Below are 18,183 nucleotides of genomic sequence, written 5' to 3'. Positions count from 1 at the left end.
CGTTGTCTTTGTCGGGTGGAGGGGGTGGGGAGGGCGGTTATGAGCTGCTGCGCCCCGCCCCCCCCCCCCCCCCCCCCCCCGCCGCGGATCAGAGGTCCACCACCAGCCGGTCGCCGCGGGCCCGCGACACGCACGGGTAGACGACGTCGGTGCGTGCGCGTTCCGCGGGTGAGAGCACGTCGTCGCGGTGGTCGGGGGCGCCGTCGAGGACCCGCAGTTCGCAGGAGCCGCACAGGCCGTCCTCGCAGGAGGCGGCGAGGCCGGGCGCGGACTCGCGCAGCGCCTCCAGAGCCGACCGGCCGGCGGCCACGTGGACCACCTCGCCGGTGCTGCTCAGTTCGATGTCGAAGGAGCGGTCGGCGTCGGGCGAGGCCGGGCGGGCGCTCGGGGTGAACCGCTCCAGGTGCAGGGTGCCCTGCGGGCAGGTGCGGTCCATCAGTTCCTCCACGGCCCGCATCATGCCGTCGGGGCCGCAGCAGTGGACGGCCGTGCCCGCCGGGGCGGCGGACAGCAGGGCCGCCAGGTCGGGGCGGTCGGACTCGTCGCGGGCGCACACCTGGACCTTGTCGCTGCCGTACCGCTCCAGCCGGGTCAGGAAGGCCATGCCGGCCCGGCGGCGTCCGACGTAGACCAGGCGCCAGTCGGCGCCGCGCCGCTCGGCCTCCTCGATCATCGGCAGGAACGGCACGACGCCGATGCCGCCGGCGACGAACAGGTACCGTTCGGCGTCGGCCAGCGGGAAGTGGTTGCGCGGCCCGCGCACGGCGATGCGGTCGCCGGTGCCGAGCCCGTGCACCTCCAGCGAGCCGCCGCGGCCCTCGGGTTCCTTCAGCACCGCCACCCGGTAGCAGGAGCGGTCGCCGGGGTCGCCGTACAGGGAGTACTGCCGTATCCGGCCGGAGGGCAGCACCAGGTCGATGTGGGCGCCGGCCGTCCACGGTGCGACGGGCTCGCCCGAGGCGGGTTCCAGCCGCAGTGCGACGACGTCCTCGGCGAGGGGCTCGACGGCCGCCACGGTCACCGGCGTGTCCGGGGCCGCGGCGCCGGCGGGCCTCCTGCCCCGGGCGGCGGCCGCGTGGCGCCGTCCGCGGGGCGTGCGGCCCCACGGCTTGTACACCGACAGCAGGGACAGGAAGACCAGCAGGGCGAAGACCGGCGGGACGGTCCAGGCGAGCACGGCGGCCTCGGTGCCGGGCCGGTAGGTGCCGCCCTCGGCCTCGCCGGCGCGTTCGGCGGCGGTCAGCACCAGCGGGTGGGTGTAGACCCAGGCGAACACCGCGATCGACAGGGCGAGGACCCACTTGACCAGCACCCACCAGTGGCGCAGCAGCCCCCAGGGGGTGCCGCAGCCGAGCAGGACGCCGGTGACGCCGCTGACGAGGCTGACGATGGACACCGTTGTCTCGTCGAAGATGTACATCGCGTAGTACGCGCCTTCGGCGATGCCCGGGTCGGTGGTGAGGTAGCCGATCAGGGCGAGGGTGGCCATCGACATCGACAGGCCCATCCAGCCGACCGACGAGGTGATGTGCAGCGCGAGCGTCAGCTTCCGCCCCCGGGTGCCGAGGCGGAACTCCCCCCGCCGTCCGCGCCGCTTCCGCTTCCTGCCGTCCGGCCCCTCCTCGGGTGGGGGTGGCTGCTGACGCTGCGGCGGCCGGGTCGCCGGCCGGTCCAGTGCGGGGGTGGACACGATGACCTCACGTTCCCTTCGTGTCGGTGGGGGGTCGACAGGGGCCGAGGATCACAGGCGTTGCTGGAGTCCGGACGGAAACCGGGTGACCGGTTCCGGTTTCGCTTTCCGGATTCCGCCGGGAAAAGAGGCGGGGAAAGTGGCCGACTGACAACCCGCTGACATGCGTACCGAAAGCTGACAGTCCTTTGTCAGTTCCGTTCCTTTTCCCGCAATGGCGCAGGTGGCCGGGTTTCCCCCGGCACGAATGTGAGCTGATACGGCGTCAGAAGCAGTATTCGGACAGGCCGTTTCTTTGCCGCCGATGTGGCGTGAACCATAGTGTCGCCGCCCTGGCTCAGGAACACGCACGACGCTTCCGGAAAGGAATGGCGGCCTGTGGTGGTACGTCCTGTCGACCGAGAAACCGAGCGCGACACCGAAAGCCGTCGCCGTGAGCGGCGGCGGCCCGCTGTCGGGCTGGAGCAGCTGATCGAGCAGTGCCGGGCGGGGAACGTCAGGGCGTGGGAGCGGCTGATCCGGCTGTACAGCCCGGCCGTGTGGACCGTCGTGCGCTCGCACGGTCTCAGCCACGCCGACTGCGAGGACGCCTACCAGCTGACCTGGCAGCGGCTGGTGGAGCACATCCACACCCTGAAGCAGCCCGGCAGGGTCTCCGCCTGGCTGGTGACGGTGGCCAAACGGGAGGCGATCGCCCGGTCCCGGCAGTCCCGGCGGGTGGTGAGCGTCCCGGAGCCGGCCGACCTGGTGCGGGCCGCCGATCCGGAGCACGCCATGCCGGCGCCGGAGGAACGGGTCCTCGCCCGGGCGGACGGCGAGCGCCTTCAGGCCGTCCTGGAGGACCTGCCCGACCAGCAGCGGGAGCTGCTGGGGCTGCTCTTCGCCGAGCCGCCCCTCAGCTACGACCACATCTCCGAGACCCTGGGCATCGCCCGCGGGTCCATAGGTCCCACCCGGCGCCGCATCCTCGCCAAGCTGCACGGCGAGCTGGCCGGGCGGGACTGAGACCGGTGCGGGGCCGCCGGGACGCCCGAGTGGCGTTCCGGCGGCCCCGCTCGCGGGCGGTGACGCACCGTCAGGTCCTGGCGGGCCCGCGCAGCAGGAACACGGCGGCCAGGGCGGCGGCCGCGAAGGACACCACCGAGATGACGAGCATCCCGGCGTGCACCCCGTCGGTGAACGCCTGCCCCAGGGCGGCGTGCACCCCGTCGGGCGTGGCGCCGCCGCCGTCGGAGCCGCTGCCCGCCCGGTCCAGGACGACGTTGGCGACCGGGGAGGGCACACCGGCGGCGTCCAGTTCGGCGGGCAGCGCGTCCAGGAAGCGCAGGGAGAGCACCGCGCCGAGCGCGGCGGTGGCCAGCACGGAGCCGACCTGCCGGAAGGCGGTCACCGCGGAGGACGCGGCGGGCGCGGCGGGCGGCGGTACGACGGCCAGGGCGGCCGTCGTGGAGGGCGCGACGACCAGGCCGGAGCCGAGCCCGGCGAGCACCAGGCCGGCCGCGGTGACGCCGTAGGGGCTGTCGGGGCGCTGGAGCAGCAGCACCAGGCCGGCGACGCCGGTCAGCGCGCAGCCCGCCACCAGGAGCCGGGCGGCCCCGACCCGGCCGGCGAGCCGGGAGGCGAGGGCGGTGGAGAGCACGAACGCGGCCATGGCGGCGAGCAGCCGCACGCCGGTGTCGAGGGCGTCGGCGCCCTGCACCCGCTGGAGGAACTGCACCTCGAGGAAGGTGACCCCGACGAACGCGAACAGTCCGGCGGCGGCCACCACCAGCGCGGCGGTGTAGGGCGCCGAGCGCATCATGCGCACGTTGAGCATCGGCACGGGGACCCGGGCCTCGACGACGGCGAGCGCGGCGAGTGCGGCCACGGCGGCCACCAGGGCGGCGACGATGCGCGGATCGCCGTAGCCGACCCGGCCGCCGACGGCGACGCCGGTCACCAGGCAGCCGAGGCCGGCCACCGCGAGGAACTGCCCCGGCCAGTCCAGCGGCCGGCCCGGCACCCGGCTCTCGGGCACGGCGTACAGCGTGACGGCCACGGTCGCCACGGCGAGGACCGCGTTGACGAGGTAGACCGCGTGCCAGCCGGAGGCGTCCAGCAGGGCACCGCCGATGAGCGGGCCGAGGGCCAGTCCGAAGCCGGAGACCGACACCCACACCGAGATCTTCCGTCCGCGTTCGCGCGGGTCGGTGAAGGACGTGGTGATCAGGGCGAGCGAGGTGGGCAGGACGAGCGCCCCGCCGACGCCGCTGATCGCCCGGCCGGCGAGCACCTGCGCGTAGCCGTCGCTCGCGGCGACCACCAGGGAACCGGCGGCGAGCGCGGCGACGCCCAGCAGGAACACGCGGCGCCGGCCGAAGCGTTCGCCGAAGGCCCCGCCGGAGAGGACTCCGGCCGCCACCACCAGGGTGTAGGTGCTGGAGACCCAGCTGAGGTCGGCGGGTGCCACGCCCAGGTCGACCTGCATGGCGCGCAGGGTGGAGATGGCCGCGGTGACCTCGATGAAGGACATGAACAGGCCGAGGCAGCTGGCGAGGAGCAGCAGCCGGGGCCGGGCGGGCGGCGGGCCGGCCGCGGGCGGGGCGCCCCGGGCGGCGGCCGGGGCGCTGGGGGTGGGGGTCACGTCACTGCCTCCTCTCAGGCGGCGGCCCGGCCGTGCGGCGGGCGGGTCGCCACGACCGGGCCGTCGCCGCCCCGGTGGACGTGCCCGGTCGCCTTGGCCATGCCGAACAGCGGCATGTTCCGGTAGATGATGTGCAGGTCGTCGGGGCGGGTGACGTAGGCCTCGTGCCAGACGCCGACGTCCCCGCTGTTGCCTACGCTGCGGTTGAAGTTCCGCCAGCCGGGGACGTGTTCGGCCTGGGCGTTGCGGGCGTAGGCCATCAGGTCGTCGAGGCTGCGCCAGTACTGGAGGACGACGGTGGTGCGGCCGAACCAGACGTGGTAGCCGAGGAATCCGTGCTCCGAGCGCTGGTTGACCTCCTTGAGCATGGGCACCATGGCCCGGAACGCGGGAAGCCAGCGGTGGATCTTCCACCAGGAGTTGACGCGCATCCCGATCAGGAAGACGACGGTTCCCTCGGGCGGCGCGGCGGCGTAGCGGCCGGGGTAGACCTTCTGCCCCATCTCGGACGCTCCTTCGGGTCGGGGGTCGGTGGGGGGAGTCGGCGGTGCGGTGGGCGGGGGTGCCGGGCGGCCGGCGGGACTCGCCGGGCGGGCGCTAGAAGGGGTGGCGGCGCGGCGGGGTGCTCTCGGTGGTCAGGCGCCACTGGGTGAAGGCGTCCACGGCGGCGGGCCCGCCGAAGCGGCCGCCGTTGCCCGAGCAGCCGACGCCGCCGAACGGCAGGTGCGGTTCGGACACCACGGTCTGGTCGCCGACGTGGACCATCCCGGCGCGCAGCCGGCCGGCCACCGCGCGGGCCGCCTCCGGGGAACCGCCGTAGACCGCCGCGGCGAGGCCGTGGTCGGTGGCGTTGGCCAGGGCGACGGCCTCGTCGTCGTCGGCGAAGACGGTGACGGGGGCGACGGGGCCGAAGATCTCCTCGTCGAAGGCCCGCATGCCCGGGCGGACGCCGTCCAGGACCGTGGGCCGGTGCACCAGCCCGTCGGCGGTTCCTCCGCACACCAGGCGGGCGCCGGCGGCGACGGTGTCGGCGACGATCGCGCGCACCCTGGCCAGTTGGCGTGCGTCGATCAGGGGCCCGATGCGGGTGGCGGGGTCGGCGGGGTCGCCCGCGGTGAGCGCCTCGGCCTTCGCGGCGAGCGCGGCGGTGTACCGCTCGGCGACCGAGCGGTGGACCAGGTGGCGGCCGACGGCGATGCACAGCTGGCCGGAGTGGACGAAGGAGCCGAAGGCGCCGGCCGAGGCCGCGGCGTCGATGTCGGCGTCGGCGAGGACGACGAAGGGGTTGTTGCCGCCCAGTTCGAGCGAGACCTTCTTCAGCAGCTCCCCCGCGCGGCGGGCGACGGCCCGGCCGGCGGCGGTGGAGCCGGTGAAGGAGACCATCTCCACCTCGGGCGCCTCGACGACGGCCGTGCCGGTCGCGGCGCCGCCGGGCAGCACGTGCAGCAGACCGGCGGGCAGGCCGGCCCGCTCCAGCAGCCACGCCACGAACAGGCCGCCCACCAGGGGGGTGTGGGGGTCGGGTTTGAGCAGCACGGCGTTGCCCAGGGCGAGGGCGGGGGCCACCGAGCGCAGGGCCAGCATCAGCGGCATGTTCCAGGGGGTGATGACGCCCACGACGCCCAGCGGGACCCGCTCGGCGCGGGCGGTGCGGCCCTCGACGGCGCTGTCCAGGGCGACCGGTGCCGCGGCCTGGTCGGCGAGGCCGGCGGCGGTGGCCAGTTCGCCCATGGCGGCGCCCAGTTCCATCTCGGCCTTGGGGCGGATCGCGCCGGACTCCCGGGCGAAAAGGTCCAGCAGGTCCGGCGGCGGTTCGGCGAGGAGCGCGAGCGCCCGGCGCAGCACCGCGGCCCGCTCCTCGGGGGCGCGGGCGGCCCAGCCGGGCTGGGCGGCGGCGGCCTCGGCGGCGGCGGCCCGCACCTCGGCCTCGGAGGCCTCCGGCGCCTCGCCCACTCCCTCCTGGAGGAAGGGCCCGGAAGGGGCACGCGTGGTCATCGGCACTCTCACACTCTCCCCTCAGACTGACAGTTCTGACATGTCAAGGTTGACATGATCTAGAGAACAGTGTCAATATTTACATGTCAAGGGTGTCACTCACCGGATGGCTCAAAACGATGGATGGGGTGAAGGCGCCATGTCCCTGCGGATGGCACTTCTCGGTCTGCTGGTCACCAAGGGCCCGACCAACGGCTATGCGCTGACCAGGACGTTCGCCGAATCCCTCAGTCACGTCTGGTCGGCCCAGCACAGCCAGGTCTATCCGGAGCTGGCACGCTTGGCCGAGACCGGACTCGTCACCGTCGAGGACGCCGGCCCGCGCGGCCAGAAGCGCTACGGCGTCACCGAGGCCGGCCGGGACGCGCTGCGCCACTGGCTCACCGAGGTCGAACCCAACCGCACCGTGCGCAACGAGAACGCGCTGCGGGCCTTCCTGCTGCCCACCCTCGACCGGGAGGACGCGGTCCGGCTGGTGCGGGAGGAGGCCGCGTACTACCAGCGGCGTACCGAGGAGATCACCCAGCAGCGCGACATGCTGCGCGACCCGCAGAGCACCGGCTTCGGCGTGTACGCCGCCGAGCTGGGCGTGCGGATCTCCTCCGCGATCGCCGGCTGGGCCGAGTGGGCCGCCGCCCAGCTGGAGGCGGAGCGGTCCGGCGAGGAGGCCGGCAGCGACCGGCCGGCGGCCGGGGAACCCGGCACGGACACCGGCACGGACGCCGGCACGAGCACCCGCACCGGCACGGGCACCGACGCCCCGAAGGCCTCCTGACCGCGCGCCCGGGCTCCCGCCCCCGGAAGAACTCCGGGCGCCGGTGTATCCAGAGCTCCCCCGCCCCCTCTGTATCTGCGACGGCGACGACGCACGAGGGAGTGTGAGGGCACGTGACGGACACCGGGATCTGGCGTCTGCTCGAACCGAGTGCGCTGATCGACCCGCACCCCCTCTACCGGGCCTGGCGGGAACAGGGCCCCGTCGTCTGGGACTCCGGCATCGAGGCCTGGCTGGTCACCGGCTACGAGGAGGCGTTCACCACCCTGCGGGACGCCGAGACCTTCTGCCAGGACTGGCGCCGGGTCGGTGTGGACACCCCGCCCGCGCTGCTCAGCCTCCAGACCCTGGACCCGCCCGAGCACACCCGGATACGCAAGCTGATGCTCGACGGCTTCAAGGCCGCCGACCCGGCCCGGCTGACCGAGGCGGTCCGCACCGTGGTCGACGAGCAACTGGCCCTGGCGGAGAAGGAGGAGGACGGCTTCGACTTCGTACGGCTGGTCGCCGAGCCCGTCGCCCTGCGGGCCGTCACCACGCTGCTGGGCGTGCCGCAGCCGGACCGGGACTGGTTCGTGCCGCTGTCCAACGCCATCGTCGACGGCATGGACGCCAGCCTGCGCCCCGAGTGCTACGAGCCCGGGGTCGCGGCCCGCGCCGAGTTGTCGCGGCTGGTGAGCCGGTGGACGGAGGAACCGCTGCCGGACGGGTTCGCCCGGCACGTCCTGGCCGAGGCGCCGGGCGCCGGCGTGGACCGCGAGGTGCTGCTCAACTCGCTGCGGGTGGTGCTCCAGGCGGGGTTCCAGACCGCCAGCCGGTTCCTGGTCACCGGTCTGCTGACACTGTTGCGCATCCCGCCGGGCGAACGCGTCGTGGTGGACACCGACAAGGCCGTCCACGAACTGGTCCGCTACGCCGGCCCCGTGCACGTGGAGAGCCGCGCCTGCGTGCGCGACACCGTGCTCGGCGGGCGGCGGATCCGCAGGGGCGAGGTCGTCTCCTGCTTCCTCGGCGCCGCCAACCGGGACGCCTCGGTCTTCCCGGACCCCCAGACGCTGATCTGGGACCGCACGCCCAACCGTCACCTGGGCTTCGGCCGGGGCCCGCACGCCTGCCTCGGCGCGCAGGTCGCCGTGGAGGTCGCCCGCCACGTCTTCGGCACCGTCGGCCGCCGCTTCCCCGAGGCCCGGCTGCTGGCCGAACCCGTGCCCCGGCCCAACGTGACCGAGCACGGGATGTACTCCCTGCGAGTTTCGTTCTGACGGCCCGCCCCGGTCCGCCGGGGCGCCCGCCGGAACGAGCCACCCCCCACCACCGAGACCGCCAGGAGGTGACAGCGATGCGTCACGCCCACTGAACGCCCCGCCACGCGGGACGAGTCCCCCACACGCGGGACTGAGCCAGCACACGGTCTGCCGGACCCGGGACGCCCGGGTCCGGCAAGACCTGTGGCGCCCCCGGGTCCGGCAGGTCCGGCGGCGCCCCGGACCGGACGGCACGCACGAGCGAGGGGGAAGGCCTGTGGGAGGGACCGACGCCGGCCCGGCACCGGCTCCCGCGACCCCCGCCGCTCCCGCGAACCCCGGCTATCGGGCGGTGCTGCGGGCCCCCGGCATGCGGGCCGTGTTCGCCGCCCACGCCGTCTCCATGGCCGGCAAACTGGCCGCCGAGGTGGCCCTGTCGATCCTCGTCTACCAGCGCACCGGGTCCCCGCTGCTGTCGTCGCTGGTGCTGGTCTGCGCCTTCCTGCCCTACGCCGTCGGCGGCGCCGCCCTGTCCGCCGTCGCCGACCGCTTCCCGCCCCGCCGGGTCCTGGTCGGCTGCGACCTGCTGGCCGCCGGATGCGTCGCGGCCATGCTCGTCCCCGGGCTGCCCGTCGCCGCGCTGCTGCTGCTCCTGCTGGTCACCGGGTTCGTCGCCCCCGTCACCCAGGGGGCCCGCGCCGCGAGCCTGACCCAGCTGCTCGACGCGGACCTCTTCCCGGTGGGCCGGTCGCTGCTGCGCACCATCAGCCAGAGTGCCGTCGTCGCCGGATTCGCCCTGGGCAGCGTGCTGGTCGCCGCGATCGGCCCGCACTGGATGCTCGCCGCCGACGCCGCGAGCCTGCTGCTGTCCGCCGCCCTGATCGGCCTGCGCACACCCGCCACGCCGGCCCTCGCACCGGACGGCCGCCGCTCCGTGGCCGGTGTCCTCGCCGACTCCGCCGACGGCCTGCGGCACCTGTTCGCCGACCGCAGGGTGCGCCGGCTGGTGCTGCTGACCTGGGCCGTGCCCGGCTTCTCCGCAGTCGGCGACGGCCTTGCCGTCGCCTACACCACCCACGCCGGCGCCCCCGCCACCGCGGCGGGCGCCCTGTTCACCGGGTACGCCGCCGGCACGGTGCTCGGCGAGACGGCGGTGGCGCGGCTCGCGCCGGAGCGCCGGCGGCGGCTCGTGGTGCCGCTGCTGGTCTGCTCCCAGGCGCCGCTGGCCGCGTTCCTCCTGGCGCCGCCGGTGCCCGTCGCGGTGGCGCTGCTGGCCCTGTCCGGTGCCGGTTTCGCCTGCAACCAGGGCATCGACCCGCTGATCCTGGCGGCGACCGGACCGGCCTACCGGGGGCGGCTGTTCACCGTGCAGACCAGCGGCATGATGGCCGCGCAGGGCGCCGCCGTCGCCCTGTCCGGCGCGGCCGGCACCGTCCTCGCGCCCGGGCTGGTCGTCGGCGCGGCCGGGGTGGCGGGGACGGCGGTGGTGCTCACCCTGTTCCTGCGCTCGCGCGACCCGTGACCGCCGGGGCGGTCCACGCCTCCCGCACGGCGCGGGCCCGCTCCGCCTCGAGCCGGCCGGAGGGGCCGCGGGCGGCGGAGTCGACGTCCACGCCGAGGAAACGGGGGTGGGCGGTGAGGCGGGCGTAGTCGGCGGCGTTGGCCGCGTCCAGGCCCCCGGCCAGCAGGAAGGGCCGGGTGAGGCGGTCGGCGAGACCGGCGGCGGCCGTCGCGTCGAGGGGCTCGCCGGTGGAGCCGAGGGCGCCGTCGGAGGTGGCCGTGTCCAGCAGGAACACGTCGGTGCCGGTGCGCTCGTAGGCACGCAGCAGCGCGGCCTCCGGGCAGTGCCCCCCGCGCAGGTGCAGCACCTTGACGACGGTGAGTCCGGGCGGGCCGTGCCGCTTGAGGGCACGGACCAGGGCGGGGGGCTGGTAGCCGTGGAGCTGGACCCAGCCGATCCCGGTCTCGGCGAGGGCGGCGGTCAGCTCGTCGCGGTCCGTGGACAGGGTGACCAGTACCGGGGTCAGGGCGCCGGCGCGGGCCGCGGCGGCCAGGCCGGCCAGCCGGTCGGGCGGCAGCTCGGCCCGGCCGCCGGGGACCGCGTGCCACAGCCCGACCAGGTCGGCGCCGGCGTCGGCCAGGTCCCGGATCTCGCGCCGGGTGACGGCCCCGCAGAACTTGACCAGGGTCACGCCGCGCTCCCGCCGTGCGCCTCGGCGGCCAGGGAGCCGGCGGTGAAGCCGGTGCCGTCGCCCCGGAAGAGGCCGGGGTGCGCCGAGCGCAGAGCGGCGAGGACGTCCTCGTAGGGCAGGTCGTCGAACTCGCCGTGGTGGCGCAGGAACTCCATCTGGCGGCGGCCCTCGGCGTCGTAGGGGTGGTGGACGCTGTCGGCGGTGCCGTCGAAGTCGAGGGGCGCCATGCGGTACAGACGGCACAGCGTGCGGTTGAACACGGGGGTGGCCTTCACCCAGCGGCCGTCGAGGAACACCGACGTCAGGCAGTGCTGGTGGAAGACGTCGCCGCCGAGCAGCCGGATCAGGCGCGGGGAGGCCAGGTGGTTGCGGACGTCGGTGAGGACCAGGCGGGCGGGGACGCCGATGGAGCGCAGCGCGGCGGCGTACAGGACGGACTTGTGCAGGCACATGCCCGAGCCGGTGCGCAGGACGCCGCTGGCCCGCAGGCCCTCGCGGCTGAGGTCGGCGCCGTAGATCTCGTAGCGGATGCCGTCGCGTACGGCGTAGTACAGCGCCACGGCGCGTTCGGTGGCGGTCGCGGTGGGGGTCGTGCCGGCGAGGGCCGTGCGGACGAACCCGGTCACCTCCGGGGAGGTGTGGTCGAGGAAGGCGGTGGCGCGCAGGGCGGCGTCGGTCATGGGGTGTCCTAGGTCTTCGGGGTCCTTGGTGGCCGTGGGTCCTCGGTGGCCGTGGGGTCCTTCCCCGGGTCACAGGCCGAGCATGGTGGCGATGCGGTTGCGCTGGATCTCGGAGCTGCCCGAGTAGATGGTCCCGGCCACCGAGTTGCGCAGTTCCTTCTCGATGCCGTACTCGGCCATGTAGCCGTTGCCGCCGAAGATCTGCACGGCGGCGAGGGCGGAGGCGACGTTGGCCTCGCTGGTGACCAGCTTGGTGATGGCGACGTCCTCGGTGACGTTCTCCCCGGCGACGAGTCTCTCGGCGGTGCCGAACAGCCAGCGGCGGGCGGTCTCCACGCCGATCCGCATGTCGACGATGCGGTGGGAGACGGCCTGGAAGGACCCGATGGCCTGGCCGAACTGGGTGCGGGTGCGGGCGTGTTCGACGCAGCGTGCCAGGCGGTGGCCCATCTCGCCGGCGGTGACGGCGAAGGAGCACAGGATCTCCCACTTCATCACGTGGTCCAGGACCAGGAAGCCGCCGCCGACGCGGCCGAGGACCCGGTCGGCGGGGATCCGGCAGCCGTCGAGGAACAGCTCGCCGAGCGGGGAGGTGCGCAGGCCCATCTTGGGCACCGGGCGCCCGACGTCGAGGCCGGGGGTGTCCCGGTCGACGAGGAACGCGGTGATGCCGAGCGGGCCTCCGCGCGGATCGGTCCTGGCGTACACCACGAACACGTCGGCGACCGGCCCGTTGCTGACGAAGGCCTTGCCGCCGGTGAGGACGAAGGCGTCGCCGTCGCGTTCGGCGCGGGTGCGCATGGCCAGGGCGTCGGAGCCGCTGTCGGGTTCGCTGATGGCGTGGGCGCCGATCAGCTCCCCGGAGCAGATGCCGGGCAGGTAGCGCTCCTTGAGCGCGGCGGAGCCGAAGCGCTGCAACGGCACGCCGGTGCTGACCATGCTGGTGCACACCGAGAAGCTCAGCCCCGCGTCGCGGCAGCCCTCCCCCAGCCCTTCCAGTACGTACATCGTGGTGGGCAGGGAGCGGCCGAGGCCGCCGTAGCGTTCCTCGAAGGGCAGGCCGAGGATGCCGGTGCGGCGGACCAGCTCCCAGGTGTCCCGGGAGAAGGCGGCCTCGGCGTCCCGCTCGACATGGCCGTCGCTCAGCTTCTCGAGCCACGGGCGAAGACCCTGGCGCAGTGCCTCGTCGTCGTCGCTGAAGCGCATCTCACGCCGTCCCGGTCCCGGCGGGCGCCGGCTCGGGGGTGGGGGTGGTCACGGCGGGTGCTCCTTCCGTCGGGGTGCGGGGGTGCGGGCGCAGGGCGGCGGTGAACGCGGCCAGCCGGGCCACGGGGTCGCCGCCCGCCTCGAGGGCCCGCTCGATCTCGGCGACGGCCGCGCTGCCGATCACGGCGGCGTCGGCGCCCAGCCGCCCGAGCCGGTCGACGTCGGCGGCCGTGCGCACGCCGAAGCCGACGGCGACGGGCACCCGAGCGGCCGGGCGCAGCGCGGCGATCGTCCGGGTGAGGGCGGCCTCGTCGGGCGGGGCGGCGGTGCCGCTGCGGCCGTAGTGGGCGACCAGGTAGACGTAGGCGGAGGCGTCGGCGGAGGCGCGGGCGACGGCCTCGGGCCGGGAGACGGCGTAGCAGGTGGCCACGACGGGCAGCGCGGCCCGCGCCGCGGCGTCGAGGTAGGGCTCGCGCAGCCGGGGCGGCAGTCCGTGCAGCAGCAGCCCGTCGCAGCCGGCGTCGGCGGCACGGGCGGTGAAGTCGGTGAGTCCGGGGCCCTTGACGGTGTGGGAGAAGTCGGCGAGCAGGGCGACGCGCAGCCGGCGCAGGGACGGCCGCAGGGCCGCGACCGTGTCGAGGACGGCGGTGGCGGTGGTGCCGGCGTCCAGGGCGCGGCGGGCCGAGCGCCGCACCACGGGCCCGTCGGTGACGGAGTCGGGGAAGGGCACGGCCAGTTCGAGGCACTCCACGCCGGTGTCGTCGAGCATGGCGGCGAGGTCGGGAAGGAGGTCCAGGGGCGGGTCGCCGGCGTTGAGGAAGACGGCGAGGCCGGGCCGTCCGTCGCGGCGCCGGGGGAAGAAGCCCGGCGTCGGGGGCGCGGCGGGGGCGCGGCGCCCCGGGGACTCGGCGTGGGGCATGTCGGCTCCTCCTGGCGGGCGGGGTGCGGCTGGGGGCGGCTGACGCGTCGTCAAGGGCGGGGCCGGGGCTGGGTCGGTGGCCGGGGCCGGGGCTGTGGCCGGGGCGAGGGACGGGGCCGGACGCGACGACGCCGGGGCCGGGGCGAGGGACGGGGCCGGGTCCGAGGCCGGACGCGACGGCGCCGGGGCCGGGGCCGGGGCCGGGGCCGGGCTTGGGTGCCGGGTCATCACGCGGGGAGCAGCGCGTGGGCGACCCGCTCGCGGTCGACCTTGCCGGTGCTGGTCCTGGGCAGGGGGTCCTCGGTGACGCGCACCGTGGAGGGGATGGCGGCGCGGGGCAGTCCGCGCGCCAGGTGGCCGCGCAGCGCCAGGCCGTCGAGGCCGGCGCCGGGGTCGCGGCGCACCACGGCGTGCAGCAGCTTCCCGGCCACCGGGTCGGGCAGGGCCAGCACGGCCGCCTCGCGGACCAGTGGGTGAGCGAGCAGGACCGCCTCGACCTCCTGCGGATTGACGCGTACGCCGCGCACCTTGACCTGGAAGTCGGTGCGGCCCTGAAGGGTGAAGGTGCCGTCGGCGGCGCGGTGCACGAGGTCGCCGCTGCGGAAGTAGCGGCGGCCGGGCAGCCCCCGCGGGTGGGGGGCGAAGGCCGCACCGGCGGTGGTGCCGAGGTAGCCCTCGCTCTGGAAGGGGGTGGAGACGTACAGCTCGCCGCGGCCCTCCCCGTCGACGACCGTGCCGTCCTCGGCGACTACCAGGGCGTGCACACCCGGCAGCGGCCGGCCGATGGGCAGCGGGCCGGTGCCGGTGTCCCGGCCGGGGTCGATCTCGTGGACGAAACTGTCGTTGGTCTCGGTGCAGCCGTAGACGTTGTGCAGCCGGGCCGCGGGCAGCAGCGGGGGCAGTTCGGCCAGCAGCGGCGCGGGCAGCGCGTCGCCGGTGGTGAGGGCGTGCCGCACCGTGGGCAGCGGGCGTCCGGCGGCGGCGTCGGCGAGCAGCCGGTAGACCATGGGCACGGCCTGGACGACCTCGACCCGGTGCCGCTGGAGCAGGTCGAACAGGTGGGCGCCGCGGGTGGCGCGGCCGGGGTCGGCGAGGACGACCCGGCCGCCGCGGGCGAGGGTGGTCCACACGTCGAGCAGGCACAGGTCGAAGTTGAGCGGCGCGTGGTTGAGGACGGGGGTGTCCTCGGTGATGCCGAAGGCGTCGCCCGCCCAGGCGGTGAAGCGGTCGACGGCCGCCGCGGGCAGCGGGACGGCCTTGGGCACGCCGGTGGAGCCGGAGGTCGTCAGGACGAAGGCGGTGGTGTCCGGGCGGGCCGGTGCGGGGGCGTACGGCTCGGCCGCGGTGCCGTCGTCGTCGGAGGGGGTGAGCAGGCGGCGGACGCCGGCCGCCTCGGTGAGCCGGGCGCGGACGTCCTCGCCGAGGGTCGGCGAGGGCAGCAGCACCGGGCGGCGCTCCAGCAGGCAGGCGAGCACCAGGGCGAGGGTGGCGGGCGACTTGACGGCGAGGACCCCGACCGGTTCGCCGGCGGCGAGTCCGAGGGCCGCGATCCGGCCGCGTTCGGCGGTGGCGCGGGCGAGCAGGGCCGCGTAGCTGACCTCCTCGCAGTCTCCGGTCAGTGCCACGGCGTCCGGCCGGCGCCGGGCCTGTGCCAGGAAGCCGTCCACCAGCGTGGCGTTCATGCGCTGCTCCCCTGCCGTCGTCATCGCCGGGTCATCGCCTCGTCTTCGCTCGGTTCGAAACGCGTCGTCCGCCTCGATGGTCGGACCGGGTTCTGGAGCGGCGTTCGAGCCGCGGTGCAGGCGGCGGGCCGGGGGGACGCGGCGGGGACGCGGCGGTGCCGTGGACACAGGGGGGATGTGTCCACGGCACCTGGAGGGGTGGTCCGGGGCCGCGTCAGCTGCCGGGGGTCACCTCGCGGTCGATCCATTCCTGGGCGTGGCCGTACCACTGGCCGGTGGTGCGGTGCAGGTTGAGCACATGGCCGGTGCGGGGCACCACGAGGGCCTCCAGCCGGGCCTTCGGCCCGTACAGCGGGGCGGCGGAGGCGCGCAGGGCGGCGGAGCTGGAGCAGTCGCTGCCGGAGCCGCCGCAGATGAGCCGGTCGTTCTGGCCGACGACGACCAGCACGGGCACGGTGATGCGCCGGTTGAGGGCGATGTCCCCGTAGCCGGGGTCGGCCGGGTACACGTCGGGTTCGGGGTTCAGCTCGTCGCGGAGGACGACGCGCGGGTCGGCGGTGGTGTGGTCGTAGAACCAGGCCGCCTTCCCGCCCGGCGCGAGGGCCAGGTAGCCGTCGTCCAGTCCTCGCCGGGCCAGGAACGGCTGCTGGGCGGCGGTCCCGTACAGCGGGCCCATCGCCGCGAAGTCGGCCTCGTCGGGCGGGGCGCCCTCGCCGGTGAGGATCAGCCCGTCGACGGCGCCGGGGTGGTGGACGGCCACCATCCGGGCCACGGTGGCGCCGAAGGAGTTGCCGGCCAGGACCACCTTGCGGTGGCCGCGTTCCCTCAGCAGCCGTGCCAGGTGCAGCACGACCCCCTCGTGGGTCTTGTCGGTGAAGCGGGAGCTGTGCGGGGCGGAGCTGCGGCCGGTGCCCAGCCGGTCGATCGCCAGGGCGGCGTGTCCGGCGCGGGCGGCGGCCTCCGCGTAGGAGGGGCCGCGGGGGTTGCCGCGGACCGTCCAGTACGTGTGGTCGTAGGTGCCGCCGTGCAGCAGCAGTTGGGCGGTGGTGGCGCGCCGGCCGCGTGGTTCGCACAGGGTGCCGGCGATGCGCTGGTCGGCGCGGGCGCCCGGGGTGAGGGGGACCTCGGCGGTGAAGGGCGCGCAGCGGACGGCGGTGGTGGCGCGGGGGCCCTCGGCCGCCGCCGTGGGGGTCGTGGTGAGCGCGGTCGCGGCGATCGAGGCCGCACCGGCCACGGCGGTCAGCCTGGCTCGAAGGCGCAGAGGCATGGTGTCGTCTCCGCAGGTGGGGGTGAGCGGGGGGTCAGCTGGTCAGGTTGCGGAACCGGCGTACGGACAGCGGGAAGAAGACGGCGAAGATGACGGCCGGCCACACCACGGCCATGAGGGTGGCGTGCTGCGCGATCCAGGAGTCGCCGCCCCAGCCGGGGTTGCCGAACAGTTCCCGGGTCGCGGCGACGGTCGAGGACAGCGGGTTCCACTCGGCGATGGTCCCCAGCCAGCCCGGCATGGTCGACGGTGCGACGAAGGCGCTGGTGAGGAAGCCGACGGGGAACTCCAGGGTCTGCACCAGGGTGATGCCCTCCGGTCCCTTCATCAGCAGGCCGAAGTAGATGCCCATCCAGGTCAGCGCGAACCGCAGCAGCAGGAGCAGGCCGACGGCGAACACGGTCTCGGCGGCGGTGCCGTGGGCCTCCCAGCCGACGGCGAGGCCGACGGCGAACAGCACGGCGAGGGCGAGGACCGAGTTGAGCATGTCGGTGACGCACCGGCCGACCAGCACCGCGGAGGGTGCCATCGGCATGGCACGGAAGCGGGAGGTGACGCCGCGGTTCTTGTCGGCGGAGACGGCGGTGACGGTCTCGCCCATGCCGAACACCATGGTCATCACGAACATGCCGGGGATGAGGAACTCGCGGTAGTTCCCGCCGCCCGGCACCTGCATGGCGCCGCCGAAGAAGTAGCCGAACATCAGCACCATCAGCACGGGGAACAGCAGCCCGCTGATGACCGTGCCGGGTTCGCGGGTCCAGTGGGTCAGGCCGCGCAGGGTGACGGTCCAGCCGTCGGCCAGCGCCCAGCGCAGGCGCCCGAAGGGGCCGCGGGGCAGGTCGGGGATGGCGACGCTCATGCCGCTACGCCCTCCGTCTTCTTCTCGTCGCTGGTGTTCGGGTCGGTCTGCTCCGCGGTGGTGCCGGTGGCGGAGCCGGTCAGGTGCAGGAAGACCTCGTCGAGGGTGGGCCGGCGCAGCGCGATGTCCTCCGCGGCGATGCCGGCGGTGTCCAGGACGCGGACCACGTCGGTGAGGGCGGCGGCCCGGTCGCGGACGGGGACGGAGATCTGCCGGGTGTCCTCGTCGGTGACGACGTCGCCGGTGGCGACCGGGGCGAGGACGCCGGAGGCGGCCGGCAGGTCGGCGGCCCGGCGCACCACGACGTCGACGCGGTCGCCGCCGATGCGGCCCTTGAGCTGGTCCGGGGTGCCCTCGGCGATGACCCGGCCGGAGTCGATGACGGAGATGCTGTCGGCGAGCTGGTCGGCCTCCTCCAGGTACTGCGTGGTGAGCAGCACGGTGGTGCCGCCGTCGACGAGGGCGCGGACGGCGTCCCAGACCTCGTTGCGGCTGCGCGGGTCGAGGCCGGTGGTCGGCTCGTCGAGGAAGAGCACCGGCGGGGCGAGCACCATGCTGGCCGCCAGGTCCAGACGGCGGCGCATGCCTCCGGAGTACGCCTTGACGGGCTTGGTGCCGGTGTCGGTGAGCCGGAACCGCTCCAGCAGTTCGTCCGCGCGGCGCCGGGCGGCGGCCGGGGACAGGTGGTAGAGCCTGCCGAACATGACGAGGTTCTGCCGGCCGCTGAGGACCTCGTCGACGGCGGCGTGCTGGCCGACGAGCCCGATGCGGTAGCGGACCTCGGCGGCCTGGCGGGCGACGTCGAAGCCGGCGACCTCGGCGCGGCCGGCGTCGGCGGTCAGCAGGGTGGACAGGATGCCGACGGTGGTGGTCTTGCCGGCGCCGTTGGGGCCGAGCAGGCCGCACACCGAGCCCTCGGGCACGACGAGGTCGAGCCCGTCGAGCACGGTGGCCTTCCCATAGCGTTTGCGGAGCCCTTCGGCGACCACGGCCGACTTGCTCGATTCCACGTGTCTTCCTTTCGTCGCGGGGGAACCGGCTTCGTCGC

The 18,183-nt window shown here is 75.1% G+C and carries 16 protein-coding genes; 4 read left to right on the top strand and 12 right to left on the bottom strand.

What is annotated here, in order from left to right; translation table 11 throughout:
* Positions 1-88: 88 nt before the first annotated feature.
* On the bottom strand, positions 89-1,690 hold the full coding sequence (locus tag ACZ45Q_RS31935) for a PDR/VanB family oxidoreductase (RefSeq protein WP_468267903.1): 1,602 nt from the start codon (positions 1,688-1,690) through the stop codon (positions 89-91).
* A 378-nt stretch (positions 1,691-2,068) separates the two neighbouring features.
* On the opposite strand from ACZ45Q_RS31935, the gene ACZ45Q_RS31930 reads away from it, so the two are divergent.
* Complete coding sequence (locus ACZ45Q_RS31930) at positions 2,069-2,695, top strand: RNA polymerase sigma factor (protein ID WP_468267900.1); 627 nt, start codon at positions 2,069-2,071, stop codon at positions 2,693-2,695.
* Positions 2,696-2,765: 70 nt separating this feature from the next.
* On the opposite strand, the gene ACZ45Q_RS31925 is transcribed toward ACZ45Q_RS31930, so the two are convergent.
* The 3 genes from ACZ45Q_RS31925 to ACZ45Q_RS31915 all read right to left on the bottom strand — a co-directional run bounded on the left by ACZ45Q_RS31925 (position 2,766) and on the right by ACZ45Q_RS31915 (position 6,308).
* On the bottom strand, positions 2,766-4,313 hold the full coding sequence (locus ACZ45Q_RS31925) for an MFS transporter (RefSeq protein WP_468267897.1): 1,548 nt from the start codon (positions 4,311-4,313) through the stop codon (positions 2,766-2,768).
* A 14-nt stretch (positions 4,314-4,327) separates the two neighbouring features.
* Positions 4,328-4,816 carry a DUF4188 domain-containing protein gene (locus ACZ45Q_RS31920; RefSeq protein WP_468267894.1) on the bottom strand — a complete coding sequence of 163 codons (489 nt, stop codon included), beginning with the start codon at positions 4,814-4,816 and terminating at the stop codon, positions 4,328-4,330.
* A gap of 94 nt (positions 4,817-4,910) precedes the next feature.
* Positions 4,911-6,308: an aldehyde dehydrogenase family protein gene (locus ACZ45Q_RS31915; protein WP_468267891.1), complete on the bottom strand. Its 1,398-nt coding sequence runs from the start codon at positions 6,306-6,308 to the stop codon at positions 4,911-4,913.
* Positions 6,309-6,447: 139 nt separating this feature from the next.
* Here ACZ45Q_RS31915 and ACZ45Q_RS31910 point away from each other — a divergent pair, with 139 nt between their 5' ends.
* The 3 genes from ACZ45Q_RS31910 (at position 6,448) to ACZ45Q_RS31900 (ending at position 9,849) form a co-directional block, all read left to right on the top strand.
* Positions 6,448-7,083: a PadR family transcriptional regulator gene (locus tag ACZ45Q_RS31910; RefSeq protein ID WP_468267888.1), complete on the top strand. Its 636-nt coding sequence runs from the start codon at positions 6,448-6,450 to the stop codon at positions 7,081-7,083.
* Between the two features lie 113 nt (positions 7,084-7,196).
* Complete coding sequence (locus tag ACZ45Q_RS31905) at positions 7,197-8,345, top strand: cytochrome P450 (protein ID WP_468267884.1); 1,149 nt, start codon at positions 7,197-7,199, stop codon at positions 8,343-8,345.
* A gap of 259 nt (positions 8,346-8,604) precedes the next feature.
* Positions 8,605-9,849, top strand: coding sequence for an MFS transporter (locus ACZ45Q_RS31900; RefSeq protein WP_468267881.1), 1,245 nt, complete (start codon positions 8,605-8,607; stop codon positions 9,847-9,849).
* Here the strand turns inward: ACZ45Q_RS31900 and ACZ45Q_RS31895 are convergent.
* The 8 genes from ACZ45Q_RS31895 to ACZ45Q_RS31860 all read right to left on the bottom strand — a co-directional run bounded on the left by ACZ45Q_RS31895 (position 9,818) and on the right by ACZ45Q_RS31860 (position 18,145).
* Positions 9,818-10,519, bottom strand: coding sequence for a phosphoribosylanthranilate isomerase (locus tag ACZ45Q_RS31895; RefSeq protein ID WP_468267878.1), 702 nt, complete (start codon positions 10,517-10,519; stop codon positions 9,818-9,820). The genes ACZ45Q_RS31900 and ACZ45Q_RS31895 overlap by 32 nt on opposite strands.
* Positions 10,516-11,199: a transglutaminase-like domain-containing protein gene (locus tag ACZ45Q_RS31890; RefSeq protein WP_468267875.1), complete on the bottom strand. Its 684-nt coding sequence runs from the start codon at positions 11,197-11,199 to the stop codon at positions 10,516-10,518. Before ACZ45Q_RS31890 ends, ACZ45Q_RS31895 begins: the two co-directional genes overlap by 4 nt.
* 69 nt (positions 11,200-11,268) lie before the next feature.
* Positions 11,269-12,405 (bottom strand): acyl-CoA dehydrogenase family protein, encoded by a 1,137-nt coding sequence (locus ACZ45Q_RS31885; protein ID WP_468267871.1) that lies wholly within the window; start codon positions 12,403-12,405, stop codon positions 11,269-11,271.
* Between the two features lies 1 nt (position 12,406).
* Positions 12,407-13,324 (bottom strand): tryptophan synthase subunit alpha, encoded by a 918-nt coding sequence (gene trpA / locus ACZ45Q_RS31880; protein WP_468267868.1) that lies wholly within the window; start codon positions 13,322-13,324, stop codon positions 12,407-12,409.
* Between the two features lie 227 nt (positions 13,325-13,551).
* Positions 13,552-15,006, bottom strand: coding sequence for an AMP-binding protein (locus tag ACZ45Q_RS31875; protein WP_468267865.1), 1,455 nt, complete (start codon positions 15,004-15,006; stop codon positions 13,552-13,554).
* 214 nt (positions 15,007-15,220) lie between these two features.
* On the bottom strand, positions 15,221-16,273 hold the full coding sequence (locus ACZ45Q_RS31870; protein WP_468267862.1) for an alpha/beta fold hydrolase: 1,053 nt from the start codon (positions 16,271-16,273) through the stop codon (positions 15,221-15,223).
* 34 nt (positions 16,274-16,307) lie between these two features.
* On the bottom strand, positions 16,308-17,135 hold the full coding sequence (locus ACZ45Q_RS31865; protein ID WP_468267859.1) for an ABC transporter permease: 828 nt from the start codon (positions 17,133-17,135) through the stop codon (positions 16,308-16,310).
* Positions 17,132-18,145: an ATP-binding cassette domain-containing protein gene (locus ACZ45Q_RS31860; RefSeq protein ID WP_468267856.1), complete on the bottom strand. Its 1,014-nt coding sequence runs from the start codon at positions 18,143-18,145 to the stop codon at positions 17,132-17,134. The genes ACZ45Q_RS31865 and ACZ45Q_RS31860 overlap by 4 nt, the downstream gene beginning before the upstream one ends.
* Between the last annotated feature and the right edge of the window lie 38 nt (positions 18,146-18,183).

The sequence above is a fragment of the Streptomyces sp. NPDC031049 genome, assembly GCF_055571015.1.
This window is presented reverse-complemented; position numbering and strand designations above follow the sequence as displayed.

Excerpts from the sequence above, each read along its gene's own strand:
- ACZ45Q_RS31920 (WP_468267894.1), bottom strand. The coding sequence starts at position 4,816 with ATGGGGCAGAAGGTCTACCCCGGCCGCTACGCCGCCGCGCCGCCCGAG.
- ACZ45Q_RS31915 (WP_468267891.1), bottom strand. The coding sequence starts at position 6,308 with ATGACCACGCGTGCCCCTTCCGGGCCCTTCCTCCAGGAGGGAGTGGGC.
- ACZ45Q_RS31910 (WP_468267888.1), top strand. The coding sequence starts at position 6,448 with ATGTCCCTGCGGATGGCACTTCTCGGTCTGCTGGTCACCAAGGGCCCG.
- ACZ45Q_RS31890 (WP_468267875.1), bottom strand. The coding sequence starts at position 11,199 with ATGACCGACGCCGCCCTGCGCGCCACCGCCTTCCTCGACCACACCTCC.
- ACZ45Q_RS31885 (WP_468267871.1), bottom strand. The coding sequence starts at position 12,405 with ATGCGCTTCAGCGACGACGACGAGGCACTGCGCCAGGGTCTTCGCCCG.
- trpA (WP_468267868.1), bottom strand. The coding sequence starts at position 13,324 with ATGCCCCACGCCGAGTCCCCGGGGCGCCGCGCCCCCGCCGCGCCCCCG.
- ACZ45Q_RS31875 (WP_468267865.1), bottom strand. The coding sequence starts at position 15,006 with ATGAACGCCACGCTGGTGGACGGCTTCCTGGCACAGGCCCGGCGCCGG.
- ACZ45Q_RS31870 (WP_468267862.1), bottom strand. The coding sequence starts at position 16,273 with ATGCCTCTGCGCCTTCGAGCCAGGCTGACCGCCGTGGCCGGTGCGGCC.
- ACZ45Q_RS31865 (WP_468267859.1), bottom strand. The coding sequence starts at position 17,135 with ATGAGCGTCGCCATCCCCGACCTGCCCCGCGGCCCCTTCGGGCGCCTG.